The sequence below is a fragment of the Pseudomonas sp. WJP1 genome, assembly GCF_028471945.1.
Taxonomy (GTDB): Bacteria; Pseudomonadota; Gammaproteobacteria; order Pseudomonadales; family Pseudomonadaceae; genus Aquipseudomonas.
This window is the reverse complement of record NZ_CP110128.1, coordinates 339,224-356,514: the sequence shown is the minus strand read 5'-3', so window position 1 is coordinate 356,514 and position 17,291 is coordinate 339,224. Positions and strand designations below refer to the sequence as shown.

14 protein-coding genes and 1 pseudogene are annotated in these 17,291 nt (G+C 60.0%); 3 read left to right on the top strand and 12 right to left on the bottom strand.

Going from position 1 to position 17,291, the window contains the following annotated elements; translation table 11 throughout:
* Positions 1 to 7: 7 nt before the first annotated feature.
* From hutI to hutU, 8 genes are all read right to left on the bottom strand, one after another.
* Positions 8 to 1,213, bottom strand: a complete 1,206-nt coding sequence (hutI, locus tag OH720_RS01620) for an imidazolonepropionase (protein ID WP_272604307.1) — start codon at positions 1,211 to 1,213, stop codon at positions 8 to 10.
* Between the two features lie 101 nt (positions 1,214 to 1,314).
* Entirely contained in the window at positions 1,315 to 2,847 is a 1,533-nt protein-coding gene (gene hutH, locus OH720_RS01615) for a histidine ammonia-lyase (protein WP_272604306.1), read from the bottom strand.
* Positions 2,848 to 2,966: 119 nt separating this feature from the next.
* Positions 2,967 to 4,490 (bottom strand): histidine ammonia-lyase, encoded by a 1,524-nt coding sequence (gene hutH / locus OH720_RS01610; protein WP_272604305.1) that lies wholly within the window; start codon positions 4,488 to 4,490, stop codon positions 2,967 to 2,969.
* Between the two features lie 142 nt (positions 4,491 to 4,632).
* Positions 4,633 to 5,463 (bottom strand): quaternary amine ABC transporter ATP-binding protein, encoded by an 831-nt coding sequence (locus tag OH720_RS01605; protein ID WP_008058063.1) that lies wholly within the window; start codon positions 5,461 to 5,463, stop codon positions 4,633 to 4,635.
* Positions 5,460 to 6,311, bottom strand: a complete 852-nt coding sequence (locus OH720_RS01600; protein WP_008058061.1) for an ABC transporter permease — start codon at positions 6,309 to 6,311, stop codon at positions 5,460 to 5,462. The genes OH720_RS01605 and OH720_RS01600 overlap by 4 nt, the downstream gene beginning before the upstream one ends.
* A 70-nt stretch (positions 6,312 to 6,381) precedes the next feature.
* Positions 6,382 to 7,350 carry an ABC transporter substrate-binding protein gene (locus tag OH720_RS01595; RefSeq protein WP_008058059.1) on the bottom strand — a complete coding sequence of 323 codons (969 nt, stop codon included), beginning with the start codon at positions 7,348 to 7,350 and terminating at the stop codon, positions 6,382 to 6,384.
* Positions 7,351 to 7,419: 69 nt separating this feature from the next.
* Positions 7,420 to 8,892, bottom strand: a complete 1,473-nt coding sequence (locus OH720_RS01590; RefSeq protein WP_272604304.1) for a purine-cytosine permease family protein — start codon at positions 8,890 to 8,892, stop codon at positions 7,420 to 7,422.
* Positions 8,893 to 9,019: 127 nt separating this feature from the next.
* The gene (gene hutU, locus OH720_RS01585; protein ID WP_272604303.1) at positions 9,020 to 10,702 is read right to left on the bottom strand and encodes a urocanate hydratase; all 1,683 of its coding nucleotides are present in this window, start codon (positions 10,700 to 10,702) and stop codon (positions 9,020 to 9,022) included.
* A gap of 478 nt (positions 10,703 to 11,180) precedes the next feature.
* Here hutU and OH720_RS01580 point away from each other — a divergent pair, with 478 nt between their 5' ends.
* Positions 11,181 to 12,164, top strand: a complete 984-nt coding sequence (locus OH720_RS01580) for an RHS repeat-associated core domain-containing protein (protein ID WP_272604302.1) — start codon at positions 11,181 to 11,183, stop codon at positions 12,162 to 12,164.
* A gap of 37 nt (positions 12,165 to 12,201) precedes the next feature.
* Here OH720_RS01580 and OH720_RS01575 read toward each other — a convergent pair whose 3' ends face one another.
* Together OH720_RS01575 and hutC are read right to left on the bottom strand one after the other, a co-directional pair.
* Positions 12,202 to 12,771, bottom strand: coding sequence for a HutD/Ves family protein (locus tag OH720_RS01575; protein ID WP_272604301.1), 570 nt, complete (start codon positions 12,769 to 12,771; stop codon positions 12,202 to 12,204).
* On the bottom strand, positions 12,768 to 13,478 hold the full coding sequence (hutC, locus tag OH720_RS01570; RefSeq protein WP_162135916.1) for a histidine utilization repressor: 711 nt from the start codon (positions 13,476 to 13,478) through the stop codon (positions 12,768 to 12,770). The genes OH720_RS01575 and hutC overlap by 4 nt, the downstream gene beginning before the upstream one ends.
* A 146-nt stretch (positions 13,479 to 13,624) precedes the next feature.
* Between hutC and OH720_RS01565 the strand changes: the two genes are divergently transcribed.
* Entirely contained in the window at positions 13,625 to 14,989 is a 1,365-nt protein-coding gene (locus OH720_RS01565; protein WP_272604300.1) for a formimidoylglutamate deiminase, read from the top strand.
* Between the two features lie 57 nt (positions 14,990 to 15,046).
* On the opposite strand, the gene OH720_RS01560 is transcribed toward OH720_RS01565, so the two are convergent.
* Together OH720_RS01560 and OH720_RS01555 are read right to left on the bottom strand one after the other, a co-directional pair.
* Positions 15,047 to 15,616 (bottom strand): lipocalin family protein, encoded by a 570-nt coding sequence (locus OH720_RS01560; protein ID WP_272604299.1) that lies wholly within the window; start codon positions 15,614 to 15,616, stop codon positions 15,047 to 15,049.
* Positions 15,617 to 15,647: 31 nt separating this feature from the next.
* Positions 15,648 to 15,902, bottom strand: coding sequence for a hypothetical protein (locus tag OH720_RS01555; protein ID WP_272604298.1), 255 nt, complete (start codon positions 15,900 to 15,902; stop codon positions 15,648 to 15,650).
* Between the two features lie 168 nt (positions 15,903 to 16,070).
* On the opposite strand from OH720_RS01555, the pseudogene OH720_RS31735 reads away from it, so the two are divergent.
* A pseudogene (locus tag OH720_RS31735) lies at positions 16,071 to 17,168 on the top strand (cache domain-containing protein); the annotation flags it as partial.
* Positions 17,169 to 17,291 lie beyond the last annotated feature (123 nt).

The following is a 17,291-nucleotide window of genomic DNA, read 5'->3' as shown; positions in this document are numbered from 1 at the left end:
TGCTCTCCTACAGACTTGTTTCCACGCCGTGACGCACGACGCGTTTTTCCAGGTCACCGCCCAGCCAGTAGCACAGGTCGGCCGGGCGATCGATATGCCAGGCAACGAAATCCGCGACCTTGCCCGCCTCCAGCGAACCGTGGGTAGCGGACATGCCCAATGCTGTGGCGGCATGAATCGTCGCGCCAGCCAGGGCCTCCTCCGGGGTCATGCGGAAACAGGTGCAGGCCATGTTCAACATCAAACGCAACGACAGTGCCGGTGAGGTGCCGGGGTTGAGGTCGCTGGCGATGGCGATTTTCACCCCGTGTTTGCGCAAGGCCTCCATCGGCGGCAACTGGGTCTCGCGCAGGAAGTAGAAGGCGCCGGGCAGCAGCACGGCCACCGTGCCGGACTTGGCCATGGCGATGGCGTCGTCTTCAGTCATGAATTCCAGATGATCGGCCGACAGTGCGTGGTAACGCGCCGCGAGGCTCGATCCATGCAGGGACGAGAGCTGCTCGGCGTGCAGTTTCACCGGCAGACCCAATTCCCGGGCAGTGATGAATACGCGCTCAACCTGAGCAGGGGAAAACGCCAGGTATTCGCAAAAGGCGTCCACCGCGTCCACCAGCCCTTCGGCGGCCAGGGCCGGGAGCATTTCGCTGCAGATGTGATCGATGTAATCGTCGGCGCGATCGGTGTACTCCGGGGGCAAGGCGTGAGCCGCCAGGCAGGTGCTGCGCACGCTGACCGGCAATTCGGCACCGAGGCGACGGGCTACCCGCAGCATCTTGCGTTCGTTGGCCAGGTCCAGGCCATAGCCGGATTTGATTTCGACGCTGGTGACGCCGTCGCGCATCAGGCTTTTCAGGCGCTTGGCGGCGCTGGCGAACAGTTCGTCTTCGCTGGCCGCGCGAGTAGCCCGAACGGTGCTGGCGATGCCGCCACCGCTTGCTGCAATTTCCGCGTAGCTGACGCCTTGCAGGCGCTGCTCGAATTCGCCACTGCGATTGCCGCCGAACACCGTGTGGGTGTGGCAGTCGATCAGGCCGGGCGTGACCCAGGCCCCGTTCAAATCATTGACCGCCGGGTACTCGCCGGACGGCAGCTCACTGCGCGGGCCGACCCACTCGATGTGCGCACCGGACGTCACGATGGCGGCATCCTCGATGATCGAGTAGACGCCTTGGGCCATGGTTGCGACGTGGCAGTGTTGCCAGAGGGTTTTCATCCCTTAGTCTCCACAGTATTCAAAATCGAATCGCCAGCAGGCTGGCTCCCACAGAGGTACGCATTACAACTGTGGGAGCCAGCCTGCTGGCGATGAGTCCATCACAGGCTAGGCAGCAACTTCGCCGAAACCAGCTCGTTCAAGCAACGCGAAGCCAACAGCTCGGTCGCCGCATTGATGTCCGGTGCAAAGAAGCGATCCTTCTCATAGAACGGCACTTCCTTACGCAGGATGGCGCGAGCCTTTTCCAGCTTCGGCGAAGTCTTCAGGCCATTGCGCAGGTCCAGGCCCTGAGCGGCGGCCAGCCATTCCACAGCGAGGATGCCACGGGTGTTCTCGGCCATTTCCCACAGACGCTTGCCCGCTGCCGGGGCCATGGACACGTGGTCTTCCTGGTTGGCGGACGTCGGCAGGCTGTCCACCGAATGCGGATGGGACAGCGCCTTGTTCTCGCTGGCCAGCGCCGCGGCGGTCACCTGGGCGATCATGAAGCCGGAGTTCACACCGCCATTGGCCACCAGGAACGGCGGCAGCTGCGACATGTGCTTGTCCATCATCAGCGAAATGCGACGCTCGCTCAGGGAGCCGATTTCAGCAATGGCCAAGGCCATGTTGTCAGCGGCCATGGCCACCGGCTCGGCGTGGAAGTTACCGCCGGAAATCACGTCACCTTCGGCGGCGAACACCAGCGGGTTGTCGGAGACGGCGTTGGCTTCGATCGCCAGCACTTCGGCAGCCTGGCGGAACTGGGTCAGGCAGGCGCCCATGACTTGCGGCTGGCAGCGCAGGGAGTACGGGTCCTGGACCTTTTCGCAGTTCTGGTGAGAATCGGAGACTTCACTGCGCTCGCCCAGTAGATCGCGATAAGCGGCAGCGGCATCGATCTGGCCTTTCTGGCCACGGGCGGCATGGATACGTGCATCGAATGGCGAACGCGAACCCAGCACGGCTTCGACGGTCAGGCCACCCAGGGCCAGGGCGCCAGCGAACAGGTCTTCGCCTTCAAACAGGCCACGCAGGGCAAACGCGGTGGAAACTTGCGTGCCGTTGAGCAGCGCCAGGCCTTCTTTCGCGGCCAGGGTCAGCGGGGTCAGGCCGGCGACTTTCAGCGCTTCGGTCGCTTCCATCCACTCGCCTTTGTAGCGCGCCTTGCCTTCGCCCAGCAGCACCAGCGACATGTGCGCCAACGGTGCCAGGTCGCCGGACGCACCGACCGAACCTTTGAGCGGAATGTGCGGGTAGACCTCGGCATTGATCAAAGCGATGAGCGCGTCGATCACCACACGACGGATGCCGGAGAAACCACGGCTGAGGCTGTTGACCTTGAGCACCATGACCAGGCGCACCAACGCGTCGCTGATCGGCTCGCCGACACCGGCGGCGTGGGACAGCACCAGTGAGCGCTGCAGGTTTTCCAGGTCTTCGCTGGCGATGCGGGTCGAGGCCAGCAGGCCGAATCCGGTGTTGATGCCGTAGGCGGTGCGGTTTTCGGCGAGGATCTGCTCCACGCAGGCAACGCTGGCTTCGATCTGGGCCGCGGCGCTGTGGTCGAGGGTGATTTTGACCGGTTGCTGATAAACATCACGCAGCTGGGCAAGGGTCAGTTGGCCAGGAATCAAATTAAGCGCAGTCATTTCATGCTCCTTTTGAGAGTTTGTTATTAACTACCAGACGCTCCGGAGATATCCGTTGTCCGTCGCTTCCCCCTTTTGTAAGAGGGCTGGCGCCTTGGCACGCTGGTTTTGTAGGGAAATCAGTTCAGATTCGGTAACGCCTTTTGCAACAAAGCCGGGTCTTTCAAAACGCTGGCGGCGGCGGCGATGTCCGGCGCCAGCCAGCGGTCCTGATCGTAGGCCGGGACGCGCTCACGCAATAGACGCCATGCCGCATCGGTACCGGCGCCGAAGCGCTGCTCTTTGAGAAATTCAAAGGCCTGGGCCGCCAGCAGGTACTCGATGGCGAGAATCTGCGTGCAGTTTTCCAGCGCGCGATGCAGCTTCAGCGCGGCGTTGGTGCCCATGCTCAGGTGGTCTTCCTGCAAGCCCGAAGTCACGTAGTTATCGAGCACTGCCGGTTGCGCCAGTTGGCGATTTTCCGCGCACAGCGAAGCGGCGACGTATTGCACGATCATCATCCCGGAGTTCACCCCCGGATTGGCCACCAGGAATGCCGGCAGACCGCTGACGTGCGGGTTGATCAAACGGTCCAGGCGACGCTCGGCGATGGAGCCGATTTCCGCCATGGCGATGGCCAGCAGGTCCGCCGCCAGCGCCACCGATTGCCCGTGAGGGTTGGCCTGGGACATGACCCGGAAGTTGTCCGGCGTACCCAACAGCAACGGGTTATCGGTGCAGCCGTTCAGTTCGGTTTCGACTTGCTTGATCGCGTGATCGAGCTGATCGCGAGCGGCGCCGTGCACCTGTGGAATCGAGCGGATGCTCAATGCATCCTGCGTACGAATGCCTTTGCTCTGCGCAATTACTTCACTGCCATCAAGCAGCGCGCGCAGGTTGATCCCGACTTGCTGCATACCCGGATGCGGCTTGAGCGCGATGATCTCGGCATCGAACGCAGCGATCTGCCCACGCTGGGCCTCGAAGCTCATGGCGCTGATCACGTCGGCCCATTGCAGCAGGCGCGTGGCGTCGGCAATGGCCAGGCAGCTGAGGCCGCTCATGCACGGCGTGCCATTGACCAGGCACAGACCGTCCTTGGCACCGAGCTGAACCGGTTGCAGGCCTTCTTCGGCCAGCGCCTGTTGCGCCGACACGACTTGCCCGCGATAGCTGACATTGCCGACACCCAGCAGGGCGATGCTGATGTGGGCCATGTGGGTCAGGTAACCGACCGAACCCTGGGACGGCACTTGCGGGGTGATGCCGCGATTGAGCAGCGCCAGCAAGGCTTCAACCACCCGGCGATGCACGCCGGATTTGCCTTGGGTGAAGTTGAGGATCGCCGCACACATGATTGCGCGGGTCTGCTCGTCGGCCAATGGTGCGCCAACGCCACAGGCGTGGCTGAGCAGGGTATTACGCGAGAGTTGGCTCAGTTGTTCGTCTTTGAGCGACACGTTGCACAAGGCGCCCAGGCCGGTGTTCACGCCATAGGCGCGTTCGCCGCTGGCGACGATGCGCTGGACGATCGCTTGCGCATTTTCAATGCGTGCCCAGGCCTGCGCCGACAGCTCAAGCTGTGCGCCATGGCGGGCTACGGCAACCACATCCTGCCAACGCAACGGGGCATTGGCGATAACGATTTTTTCAGCCTGGGACATCTTCAACCTCGTGCGTACAACCTGAATATTGATGCAGCTCAACCGCCGCCTTCGCGGGCAAGCCTCGCTCCTACAGGTGTGCGGTAAACCCTGTAGGAGCGAGGCTTGCCCGCGAAGGGGCCCGCCCAATCACTGCAAATCTTTAAACTACCGCCGCCCGCCGCTGCACGAACCGGTCGACATACTCATCCGCCGGCGAATGCAGGATCTCTCGTGGCGTGCCGACCTGGATCAGGCGGCCGTCCTTGAGGATCGCGATGCGGTTGCCGATGCGCACGGCCTCGTCGAGGTCGTGGGTGATGAAGACGATGGTCTTGTGCAGGGTCTTTTGCAGTTCCAGCAACTGGTCCTGCATCTCGGCACGGATCAACGGGTCGAGGGCACTGAAGGCTTCGTCCATCAGAATGATGTCGGTATCAGCCGCCAACGCCCGGGCCAGACCTACACGCTGGCGCATGCCGCCGGAGAGCTGGTGCGGGTATTTGTTTTCGTAGCCCTTGAGGCCCACGGTGTTGATCCAGTGCAGCGCGCGTTCAGCACACATCTGCTTGCTCTCGCCACGGATTTTCAAGCCGTAGGCGACGTTGTCCAGCACGCTCTTGTGCGGCAGCAGGCCAAAGCTCTGGAACACCATGCTGATCTTGCGCCGGCGAAATTCGCGCAGGGCTTCCATGTCGTATTGCAGGATGTCCACGCCATCCACCAGGATCGCGCCGCTGGTCGGGTCGATCAGGCGATTGAAGTGGCGCACCAGGGTGGATTTGCCGGAACCGGAAAGGCCCATGATCACGAAGATCTCGCCGCTGCCGATGCTCAGGGACAAATCGTTCACACCGACCACGCAGCCGGTTTCGGACAGCACCTGATCCTTGGTCTTGCCCTGGCCAACCATCGCCAGGGCATCCTTGGCGCGGTTGCCGAAAATCTTGAAGACGTTCTTGACTTCGATCTTGCTCACGGTTGCGTTGTTCATTTGCTCACCTCATGCCGTGCGCGACCATACGCCTGTGTAATGCGGTCGATCACCACTGCCAGAATCACGATCGCCAGGCCGGCTTCCAGGCCGCGTCCGACGTTGAGGGTCTGAATCCCCACCAGCACGTCTTCACCCAGGCCACGGGCACCGATCATCGAGGCGATCACCACCATCGACAGGGCCATCATGGTGGTCTGGTTGATCCCGGCCATGATGCTTGGCAGGGCCAGCGGCAATTGCACACCGAACAGTTGCTGCCAACGGTTGGCACCGAAGGCGTTGATGGCTTCCATCACTTCGCCGTCAACCTGGCGAATACCCAGGTCGGTCAGGCGGATCAGCGGTGGCGCGGCGTAGATCACGGTGGCGAAAATCGCCGGGACCTTGCCCAGGCCGAACAGCATCAGCACCGGGATCAGGTACACGAAGCTCGGCATGGTCTGCATGATGTCCAGCAACGGCATCAGCACCGAACGCAGGCGATTGCTGCGCGCCGAGAGGATGCCCAACGGGATGCCGATCAGCACCGAAATGACCGTGGCCACCATCATCAGCGCCAGGGTCTGCATCAGCTTGTCCCAGAGGCCGACCGCGCCCACCAGGAACAGCAAGCCGACGATGACCGCTGTGGTCACCACTTTGCGGGTCGCGTGCCAGGCAACGCCCGCCACGATCGCCAGCATCAGCCACCAGGGGGCCGCACGCAGCAGCCCTTCAAGATTGACGATGGCCCACAACAGGGTGTCGGAGATGCTGCGGAACACATCGCCGTAGTTGGTGACCAGCGAATCGACCCAACCGTTGACCCAGTCGGCGATGGAAAAGGTAAAGCTTTCGGGAAACATAAGAGACTCTCAATCAAGGGGTTGCGATCAAGCATCCGACTGCCGCTGCCGACAGCCGGAGAAGCCCAACCTACAAGGCCGCGTCGATTTTCTTGGCTGCGTCTTCACTTACCCAGGCGTGCCAGACTTCAGGATGTTCCTTCAAGAAGATCTTGGCCAGTTTTGGCGACTCGATCCGCTCTTTGGTCATGCGGCCCAGGTTCTGGTTCAGCAGGTCGATTGGAATGTTGACCTTATCCAGTACGGCCACCAGTTCCGGCGCCTCTTCGTGGAAAGTCTTGGACAGGCCGACCTTGATGGTCACGGTCTTGTTCACGCCGGGTTTTTCTTCGAGTTTCACGACGTCGACCTGGCCCATCAACGGCGTTGGCGACCAGTAGTAGAACAGGATCGGCTCGCCACGCTTGTAGCTCGACAGCACGGCGGCATCCAGCGCCGGGCCGGTGCCTGGGCGGAAGTTGGTGTAGGTGCTTTCCAGACCGTAGCTTTTCAGCATTTCACTGTTGTCCAGCTCACAGGTCCAGCCGGCCGGGCAGTTGTAGAACCGCCCTTTGGATGGCTCTTCGGCGTCCTTGAACACGGCAGAGTATTTACCCAGGTCAGCGATGTTTTTCAGGTCCGGGGCCTTGGGTTCCAGCTTACGCTTGGCATCGCCTTCGATCACGTAACGCGGCACGTACCAGCCTTCGATGGCGCCGACGACCGGAGCGCCGACACCGACGACCTTGCCGGCCTTCTCGGCCTTGTTCCAGACCTCGCTGCGGCCGACCCACTCTTCGGCGAACACCTGGATATCGTTGCTGCTCAGGGCGTTTTCCATGGTGATGGAGTTGCCCGGCAGGCTGTCGGTCTTGCAGTCGTAACCTTTTTCCAACACGACTTGCATCACGTCGGTCAGCAGCATGGCGCTTTCCCAGTTCAGGCCAGCGAATTTCACCGGTTTGCCCGACTCGCACCAACCCGCCGCCTGAGTGGCGCCGGCACTGGCCAGCAGGCCCATGGAAAGCAATGTGGTCAGCAGGGTCTTGTTCGATTTCATTGTAGTGACGCTCCTAATCATGAATTGGCTTACGGCAGTCAAGAGGCATCCAGCCCTGTCCACGTCCAATCAGGCCTGCGCCGCAGCGCGACCGGCCCCGCTTGTTTTAGGTTGTACAACGCTGTCCTGCTCGACCGGCAGAATCAGGTGATCAGGTACTGCTCCGTGCCATTTTTTCGCACACACGTAATACAGGGCTGCGGGAATCACCAGACCGATGATCCAGGAAATATCCACACCACCCAGGGCATTCACCAGCGGACCGGTATAGAACTTGGTGGCGATGAACGGCAGCTGCACCAGCACACCGAAAACATAGACGCTGATACCGAGGGTGTTCCAACGGCCGTAGCGACCGTTCGGATCAGCCAGCGCCGGTACGTCATAGCGCTCGCGGGTGATGCAGTAGTAGTCCACCAGGTTGATCGCACTCCAAGGAGTAAAGAACGCCAGCAGGAACAGGATGAAAGACTTGAACGCGCCGAGGAACGAGTGCTGACCAAGCAACGCCATCAGCGTCGCAGCACCGACGATGACCAGCACGAACACCAGACGCTGTAAGTGCGTTACCTTCAGGTCACCACGGAAACCGCTGATGATGGTCGCAATGCACATGAAGCTGCCGTAGGAGTTGAGCGTGGAGATGGTGACCTTGCCGAACGCAATGCTGAAATACAGCAGCGCAGCGGTGGCACCGGTACCGCCCAAACCAACGATGTAGGCCACTTCGTGGCCGGCGAATTGTCCGTTGGCCGAGGCAGCGGCAAGCACGCCGAGCATCATCGCCACCTGTGCGCCAATCACCGAACCTGCGCCAGCGGCGAAAAAGGTTTTCACCGAGGAAGTCTTGCTCGGCAGGTAGCGTGAATAGTCAGCCACGTAAGGGCCGAAGGCGATCTGCCAGGACGCCGCGAGCGACACCGCAAGCAGGAAGCTGCTCCAGCTGAAGTGGCGGATTTCCAGCAGTGCGCCAACGTCAGTCTGACTCATCAGACGGCTGAACAGGTAAACGAAGGCAATCACACCAATGACGCTGGCAACCCGGCCAATCCAGTGGATCACCCGATAACCGAGCACCGTGACCAGCACGATGACACTGGCGAAGATGAGGATACCGACGGTGTCACTGACGCCAAACAACTGGCCCAGTGCCTGTCCGGACAGCACGGTGCCCGTTGCGGTGAAGCCCAGGTACATCAGGCAGACCAGCACGATCGGGATGGCCGCGCCATAAACGCCAAACTGTACCCGGCTGGAGATCATCTGCGGCAGGCCAAGCTTCGGCCCTTGCGCCGCATGCAGCGCCATGACGCCGCCGCCGATCAGTTGACCGATCAACAGACCGATCAACGACCAGAACACGTCACCGCCCAACACCACGGCCAGGGCCCCGGTGACAATCGCGGTGATTTGCAGGTTGGCACCCATCCACAGGGTGAACTGGCTAAACAGACGACCGTGTCTTTCCGCTTCCGGGATGTAGTCGATCGAGCGTTTCTCGATCAACGGTTTGTTGCCTGCACGTTCGTTGCTGACAGCCATGGTTCAACCTCTGTGGATTGTTATTCTGGGTTGGTGTGATCCCCTGTAGGAGCGAAGCTTGCTCGCGAAGGCGTCATTTCTGACACACCGCGGTTCGCGGGCAAGCCTCGCTCCTACAGGGCAAGCATTACTTGCCAGTGATCATCGGCAGGTTCAGCCCTTGTTCCTTGGCGCAGTCGATCGCGATCTGGTAACCCGCATCAGCGTGACGCATGACGCCGGTCGCCGGGTCGTTGTGCAGCACGCGCGCGATACGCTCGGCCGCTTCATCGGTACCGTCGCAGACAATCACCATGCCCGAGTGCTGGGAGAAGCCCATGCCGACGCCGCCGCCGTGGTGCAGGGACACCCAGGTCGCGCCGCTTGCGGTGTTGAGCAGGGCGTTGAGCAGTGGCCAGTCGGACACGGCGTCGGAGCCGTCCTGCATCGACTCGGTTTCGCGGTTCGGACTCGATACCGAGCCGGAGTCCAGGTGGTCGCGACCGATCACGATTGGCGCGGACAGCTCACCGCTGCGTACCATTTCGTTGAACGCCAGGCCCAGCTTGGCGCGCAGGCCCAGACCAACCCAGCAGATACGCGCCGGCAGACCCTGGAAGCTGATGCGCTCGCGCGCCATGTCCAGCCAGTTGTGCAGGTGGGCGTCGTCCGGGATCAGCTCTTTTACCTTGGCGTCGGTCTTGTAGATGTCTTCGGCGTTACCCGACAGCGCAGCCCAACGGAACGGGCCGATGCCACGGCAGAACAACGGACGGATGTAGGCCGGTACGAAGCCTGGGAAGTCGAATGCGTTTTCCACGCCTTCTTCCTGGGCCATCTGGCGGATGTTGTTGCCGTAGTCGAAAGTCGGGATGCCCATTTTCTGGAAATCCAGCATCGCTTTAACGTGCACGGCCATCGATTGCTTGGCGGCTTTGACCACGGCAGCAGGCTCGGTCTTGGCGCGAGCGCGGTACTCTTCCCAGGTCCAGCCCGCTGGCAGGTAGCCGTTCAGTGGGTCGTGGGCGCTGGTCTGGTCGGTGACCATGTCCGGACGCACACCGCGACGGACCAGTTCCGGCAGGATTTCAGCGGCGTTACCCAGCAGGGCGATGGAAATCGCTTTGCCTTCCTTGGTGTATTTGGCGATGCGAGCCAGAGCGTCGTCGAGGTCTTTGGCTTGCTCGTCGACGTAGCGGCTGTTCAAACGGAAATCGATGCTGACCTGCTGGCATTCGATGTTCAGCGAGCAAGCGCCGGCCAGGGTTGCAGCCAGAGGTTGAGCGCCGCCCATGCCACCGAGGCCTGCGGTCAGGACCCAACGACCTTTGAGGTCATCGTTGTAGTGCTGGCGACCGGCTTCGACGAAGGTTTCGTAGGTGCCCTGGACGATGCCCTGGCTGCCGATGTAGATCCAGCTGCCGGCGGTCATCTGGCCGTACATGGCCAGGCCTTTGGCGTCGAGTTCGTTGAAGTGTTCCCAGCTGGCCCATTTTGGCACCAGGTTGGAGTTGGCGATCAGCACGCGCGGGGCATTGGCGTGAGTCTTGAACACGCCGACCGGTTTGCCGGATTGCACCAGCAGGGTCTCGTCGTCGTTCAGATTGGTTAGGCTCTCGACGATCTTGTCGTAGCATTCCCAGTTACGTGCCGCACGACCGATGCCACCGTAAACCACCAGTTCCTTAGGGTTCTCGGCGACTTCCGGGTCGAGGTTGTTCATCAGCATGCGCAGCGGCGCTTCGGTCAGCCAGCTCTTGGCGGTCAGCTTGTTACCGCGGGCAGCGCGGATTTCAACGTCACGAAACTTGGTAGTTTTATTGTCAGTCACGAAAAAGACTCCTCAGCGATCAATCCAAACCAACCCTGGCGGTGGGTAAGCCAGCCTGTGCGCATCAACGCGCCCCAAGCGAATCAGTGGACGTTGCGGGGAGTCTCGATCGACTCATACGCATACGTCTTTACTTGTACATACAAGCATATGCAATCAAGCGGCCAACTTGTTGGATGAGCATTCAAGAAAAATTCTGAAACGGCTGGAGAACGCATGGATCAAGGGTTCTGGCGGAGATGAAATTTTTCGAGGGGATTTTTTGAAGAGTGGGTGTGCTGTTACTTGAGCGTGGTTTTGCGCCACGCTGGGGCCTTAGGTAACAACCCTGGAAGAAATTGGTGCGCAAAAGGGAACGTCCGTTTTCTTCTGACCCGTGGCGGAAACTGGCTACTAGCAGTTCTGATAGTTAGCAACCCTGACCGATTGCTTTAGGCTGCCACCTCGAATCATTGTTTTTTTCGAGGCTTTAAAAGCCATGATTTCTACGTTCGAATCAAAAACTATCTTATGCCGATATCGCTATGACCCACTGGATCAGTTGGTCGAATGCACTCCTGCGACGCGTACGGCAGCTCAACGGTTCTATTTGGGCAACAGGTTAGCCACAGAAATCCATGGCCTGGGGCATCGCACAATTTTTCAGCATCGCAATTATCTGCTGGCACAACAGCAGCTTCCGTCGCTCACGGGCGCCAGCCTGTTGGGTGCAGATCAGCAGCGTTCGATAATTTCTGTACTTGAGGATCAACGACTCCCATTGATCTATACGCCATATGGCCATCACCAAGCGAATACCAACGCGAGCAGCGTACTTGCATTCAATGGTGAACGCTGTGACCCAGTAACCGGGCATTACCTGTTGGGCAATGGTTACCGCGCTTACAATCCGACGCTGATGCGATTCAATAGCCCGGACAATTTGAGCCCGTTTAGTGAAGGTGGATTGAATCCGTATACGTATTGCCTGGGAGATCCTGTCAACTACTCGGACCCAACGGGTCACCTCATTGCAGCTCTTCTCAGAACGTTAACCACAACGGCAACAGCCTTGATAGGAACGGGGACATCCTTGGCCGGGTCATTTCTAGCACGTGCACAGAACCTACACAGTGGCTGGGATAACATTGCCACTGCATCGGCGTTCACTTCAGGTGTAGCTGCCGGAATTTCCTTTAGCCCCTACGCATCATTGATTACAGATCGAATTGCTCGTCCACTTGCCCAAGCAGCTTTTTTAGCAGGAAGTACTGTACTAGCCAGAGCTATCGCACCCGTTGCCAGAGATGTTGTGAGTAACGTGATGCATGCTTCCCAAGGGCTAGCTCGCGCTGCCATCGAATCGGATCTTGCCAGACAGCTTATGCAAACCACTACCGTGCGCCGTGTCGTTGCCTATCGTCGAGGGTTTGACCTGCCGGATACTTTACCGACCAAAACAACAGCGCGCATACGGCGTTAATGAGCAAGCTGCAAGACGACGATTTCAACAAGACTGGTCAGCGTGCGGACAGCTCGATCACGCAGCAGGCGTCGTTGCTGGAAACTTCCAGCAGTCCGGTGTTACCGACAAGTTGCAAACAATCATGACGACCAAGCTGCGAAGCACTGTTACCGACCTTCACTTCCAGCGCATCGCTCACGCTGAACACCAGAACAATCCCAGCCTCACTGAAAAACCGCTGCTCGCCGCTCAACCATTGCAACCGCGCGCTGTAACGCTGCGGCGCATAAATCAGGTTGAAATCGCGGATCGGTCCACCCAGCAAGGTGCAGGACACCTGGCTCTCGCCGCTGAAGGCAAACGGATCGATGGGTAACAACGGCCGCGTGACCTGACCGTCGACCGCCAAGGTCATGCCGTCGCCCTGCAGTACGGTAATGATCCGCTCGTAACCGGCGAAGGTGGAAAAACCACCCGACTCGCCGATATCGGCAATCGACAGGCGCCAGCCGAAACCATCCAGGCCAGTGCCGGCGTCGCGGGTGATCTCTTCGGTGCTGCCGCCGCCGTTTTTCCACGGCATGCGCGGGTAATCTTTGGCGCGTAAAACTTTCAGCTCATTCATTTGTGGAACCGACCTTCCAGACGATGACGGGAACCGGGGTGGATCAAGCGAGCGGCGGTTACCGGCTGACGCCCCGACCAGGTGCGGCGACGGATCAGCAGGCACGGCTCGCCTTTTTCAATCTGCAGCAACTTGCATTCGGACGGCTCGGCCAGAATCGCCTCGACCACGTGCTCGCCTTCGGTCAGCGGCGCGACCTGGTTCAGATAGGCGTACGGCGTTTGCAGGGTGAAGTCCTGCTTGAGGTAGTCGGGCGCCACCAACGCGTTGACGAAACGGTCTTCGATTTGCACCGGAATGTCGTTTTCGAAATGCACGATCAGCGAGTGGAACACTTTCTGGCCTTCGCGCATGTCCAGCGCCAGGGCGCGTTCGGAGCCGGCGGCCTCTTCTTCAAGGGTGATCACCTTGCAGGTGTGGCGATGGCCACGGGAGGCAATTTCATCGGCGATGTTGTGCACTTCGAACAGGGCGGACTGGCTTTTCGGCTCGGCGACGAAAGTGCCAACACCTTGCATGCGCACCAACAGACCGTCGGCGGTCATCTCGCGCAAGGCGCGGTTGATGGTCATCCGGCTGAAACCCAGCTGGCTGACCAGCTCGCTTTCCGACGGAACGCGGTAGTGCGGCGGCCAGTTACCGCTGTCGATTTGCTGGGTGATCATTTGTTTGACGCGGGCGTACAAGGGCGCCGGACTGTCGCCCATGTTCGCGGCCAACGGAGAGACTGGAGGCGGAGTCGGCACGGTTAATCCTTGGTCGTTTGATTGATGTCGCTAGCTTGCCGGAGTTTACCGGGCAGGCAAACGTCTGTATATGTATATACAAATAACACACGATGGGGTGCTGAACCATGTCCGCCTTCTTTGCCGAACGCGCGCTGCTGCCTAACGGATGGGCCAACAATGTACGTCTTGAGGTCAGCGCCGATGGCGTCCTGACCCATATCCAGGCCGATTCCCATGCAGATGACGCCGAACGGTTGAGCGGTCCGCTGCTGCCAGGCATGCCGAACCTGCACTCCCACGCCTTCCAGCGGGCCATGGCCGGGCTGGCGGAAGTGGCAGGCAATCCCAATGACAGTTTCTGGACCTGGCGCGACCTGATGTATCGCCTCGTCGGAAAAATCAGCCCGGAACAACTCGGCGTCATCGCTCGCCAGCTGTACATCGAAATGCTCAAGGCCGGCTACACCTCGGTCGCGGAATTTCATTATGTGCACCATGACCACAACGGCCAGCCTTATGCCGACCCGGCTGAACTGGCCCTGCGCATCAGCCAGGCCGCCAGCGAAGCCGGTATTGGCCTGACCTTGCTGCCGGTGCTCTACAGTCATTCCGGTTTCGGTGGCCAGAGCCCGAACGACGGCCAGCGCCGCTTCATCAACAGCACCGAGAATTACCTGAAGCTGCAATCACGCCTGCAACCCCTGCTGGCCCAGGAGAAGGCCCAGTCCCTGGGTTTGTGTTTCCACTCATTGCGCGCGGTCACACCACAACAGATCAGCGAAGTGCTGGCGGCCAGCGACAAGCAATGCCCGGTGCACATTCACATCGCCGAACAGCAGAAGGAAGTCGACGACTGCCTGAGCTGGAGCGGCCGTCGTCCGCTGCAATGGCTGTATGAAAATACCGAGGTCGATCAGCGCTGGTGCCTGGTCCACGCCACCCACGCCAACCCGGAAGAAGTCACGCTGATGGCCAAGAGTCGCGCCATCGCCGGCCTGTGCCTGACCACCGAAGCCAACCTGGGCGACGGGATTTTCCCGGCAGTGGATTTTCTCGCCCAGGGCGGGCGCATGGGCATCGGTTCCGACAGCCATGTGTCGTTGAGCGTGGTGGAAGAACTGCGTTGGCTGGAATACGGACAACGCTTGCGCGATCAGCGTCGTAACCGGTTGTACGGCGCGGACCAGCCGATGGTCGGCCGCACGCTGTATGACGCAGCACTGGATGGCGGCGCACAAGCGCTGGGTCAGCCGATTGGCGCGCTGGAAGTGGGTAAGCGCGCGGATTGGCTGGTGCTGGATGGCAACGATCCGTACCTGGCGACCGCCAGTGGTGACGGGATTCTGAATCGGTGGTTGTTTGCCGGTGGCGATCGTCAGGTGCGTGATGTGCTGGTCAATGGCCAGTGGGTGGTGCGTGACGGGCGGCATGCCGGGGAAGAGGAAAGCAATCGCGCCTTCACTCAGGTCCTGCGCGAACTACTGGGCTGACCAAAACCCTGCTACTAATCGTTCCCACGCTCTGCGTGGGAACGATCATCTAAAACCTCAGTCCGAGGTCTTCGCCATCTGCGTATCCGTTGCCCGCCAGATCAGCCGCGTGGTGTCATAACCCTGCTGACGCGCCTTGCTCAGCAATTCTTCACGCACTACGCCGTTGACGGTCGGGGTACGCGCCAGCAACCACAGGTAACGACGACTCGGGTCGCCCACGATAGCAGTCTTGTAGTCATCGCTGACGTACAACACCCAGTATTCGCCCTTCGCCACGCCCGGTATCAACCTTGAAAACCAGGTATCGAATTCGACCCACAGTTTGTCGCTCTTGCCTGGCACTTGTGGATACGCCGTGCCTTTGACCTCTTCCCATTGCCACTGTGCCGTCAGGCAGCGATTCAACACCGCGACGTTACCGTCAGGCTTGAGCGTGTAGTGGGCTTCGGATTGCGCGCAGTCGCGCTGGAAGTACATCGGCATTCGCGCCAACTCGTACCAGGTACCTTGATAGCGCTTGAGATTGACACTGTTGGCGGTTTTGGGCGCCAACGGGTCCTGGCCAGAACTGGCACAACCGGCCAATACCAGGCCGGCAAAAAGCAAGATCAATAACCGCTTCATTGTTTTTCTCCCGTGGGCCTGTGGCCCCGGTTTACTTCAGGCCTTGGCCGGAAAACATCAACACTTTGTCACCGGCGAACTGCACGCTGATAAAGCTGTTCTTGTCGCCCCATGTGCAACTGGACATGCCGAGCGCGCCTGAGCAATCAGCGGGTTTACCCAACAGGGTTTCAACCTCGGCCTTGGCCATTCCTGACTCCAGCTTGGAGTAGTTTTCCTGATTGACCTTGCTGCACGCAGCCAACAACACGCAAAACGACAGCAGGGCGATGGATCGCAGCGACATGTGAAACTCCACGGACGAGGGTATTGGCATGACTGCCAAGCTGAACCTTAGAAGAGAAAACCCCAGTCTGGTTCCCTTCCCGATGGGCTATTTATCAGGCCGCTCGTCTGCCTTTGCGCGAATTTTCAAGCACTTCGTCCTGCTACCGAGTATTTCGTCGTTTTTTGCATGAAGCGCCTAATCTTTGGCGCCGTCCAGTCGACATACAGGCAACGCAAAGCCACGCCCGTGACATTTGCCCCCCTTTTGTCGACCAGATCTCCTGCGGTAGCCCATCCAATGACCAGAAACATGAAATTCAGCCACAAGATCTTGTTGGCTGCCGCCCTCGTGGTGGCTGTCGCATTCGCTTGTTTCATCCTGTTCAACGACTATCGCCAGCGCCAGACCTTGCGCAGCAGCACCGAAGCCTCGATGCAGGAACTTGGCAGCCTGACCACCAGCAACATCCAGACCTGGCTGGAAAGCCGCATGCAGTTGCTGCAATCCATGGCCCAGCAGGTCAGCGCCGACGGCAATGCCCCTGCCAGCCTGAAACGCATCATCGACCTGCCCGCCTACACCGGCAATTTCCAGCTGAGTTACTTCGGTGGCGCCGATGGCGTGATGTTCTCGGTCCCGGCGGGCAATCGCGCGGCAGACTACGACCCGCGCGCCCGCGGCTGGTACAAGGCTGCCAACAACGCACAGCAGATCATCGTCACTGAACCGTACATCGCCGCGTCTTCCGGCAAGCTGGTGATCACGGTGGCAACGCCTGTTCAGCGCCAGGGCCAGATGATTGGTGTTGCTGGCGCCGACATCGACCTGTCCAGCGTCAGTGCGATCATCAACTCGCTGAACTTCGGCGGCCACGGTCATGCCTTCATCGTGGGCGCCGACGGCAAGATCCTGATTCACCCGGACAGCAAATGGGTGCTCAAAAATCTCACCGACGCTTACCCCAATGGTGCGCCGAAAGTCAGCCCGGGCATGAAAGAAGTGGAGATCGATGGCAAAAGCCAGTTCATTTCCTTCACCCATGTCAACGGCGTGCCGTCAGCGGATTGGTACGTGGCGCTGGTGCTCGACCAGGACACCGCGTTCTCGATGCTGAGCGAATTCCGCACCTCGGCGATCATCGCCATGGTAATTGCAGTGGTGATCATCATCACGTTGCTGGGCATGCTGATCAGCGTCCTGATGCAGCCGTTGCTGACCATGGGCCGCGCCATGCACGACATCGCCGAAGGCGAAGGCGACCTGACCAAACGCCTGACCATCCACGGCCATGACGAATTTGGCGCACTGGGGCTGTCGTTCAACCGTTTCGTCGAACGCATCCACACCTCGATCAGCGAAGTGTCCTCGGCCACGGGCCAGGTCAACGAAGTGGCGCTGCGCGTGGTC

Bases quoted from the DNA above. Each gene is read 5' to 3' on its own strand.
- hutI (WP_272604307.1), bottom strand. From the start codon at position 1,213: ATGAAAACCCTCTGGCAACACTGCCACGTCGCAACCATGGCCCAAGGC.
- hutH (WP_272604306.1), bottom strand. From the start codon at position 2,847: ATGACTGCGCTTAATTTGATTCCTGGCCAACTGACCCTTGCCCAGCTG.
- hutH (WP_272604305.1), bottom strand. From the start codon at position 4,490: ATGTCCCAGGCTGAAAAAATCGTTATCGCCAATGCCCCGTTGCGTTGG.
- OH720_RS01605 (WP_008058063.1), bottom strand. From the start codon at position 5,463: ATGAACAACGCAACCGTGAGCAAGATCGAAGTCAAGAACGTCTTCAAG.
- OH720_RS01600 (WP_008058061.1), bottom strand. From the start codon at position 6,311: ATGTTTCCCGAAAGCTTTACCTTTTCCATCGCCGACTGGGTCAACGGT.
- OH720_RS01595 (WP_008058059.1), bottom strand. From the start codon at position 7,350: ATGAAATCGAACAAGACCCTGCTGACCACATTGCTTTCCATGGGCCTG.
- OH720_RS01590 (WP_272604304.1), bottom strand. From the start codon at position 8,892: ATGGCTGTCAGCAACGAACGTGCAGGCAACAAACCGTTGATCGAGAAA.
- OH720_RS01580 (WP_272604302.1), top strand. From the start codon at position 11,181: ATGATTTCTACGTTCGAATCAAAAACTATCTTATGCCGATATCGCTAT.
- OH720_RS01575 (WP_272604301.1), bottom strand. From the start codon at position 12,771: ATGAATGAGCTGAAAGTTTTACGCGCCAAAGATTACCCGCGCATGCCG.
- hutC (WP_162135916.1), bottom strand. From the start codon at position 13,478: ATGGGCGACAGTCCGGCGCCCTTGTACGCCCGCGTCAAACAAATGATC.
- OH720_RS01565 (WP_272604300.1), top strand. From the start codon at position 13,625: ATGTCCGCCTTCTTTGCCGAACGCGCGCTGCTGCCTAACGGATGGGCC.
- OH720_RS01560 (WP_272604299.1), bottom strand. From the start codon at position 15,616: ATGAAGCGGTTATTGATCTTGCTTTTTGCCGGCCTGGTATTGGCCGGT.
- OH720_RS01555 (WP_272604298.1), bottom strand. From the start codon at position 15,902: ATGTCGCTGCGATCCATCGCCCTGCTGTCGTTTTGCGTGTTGTTGGCT.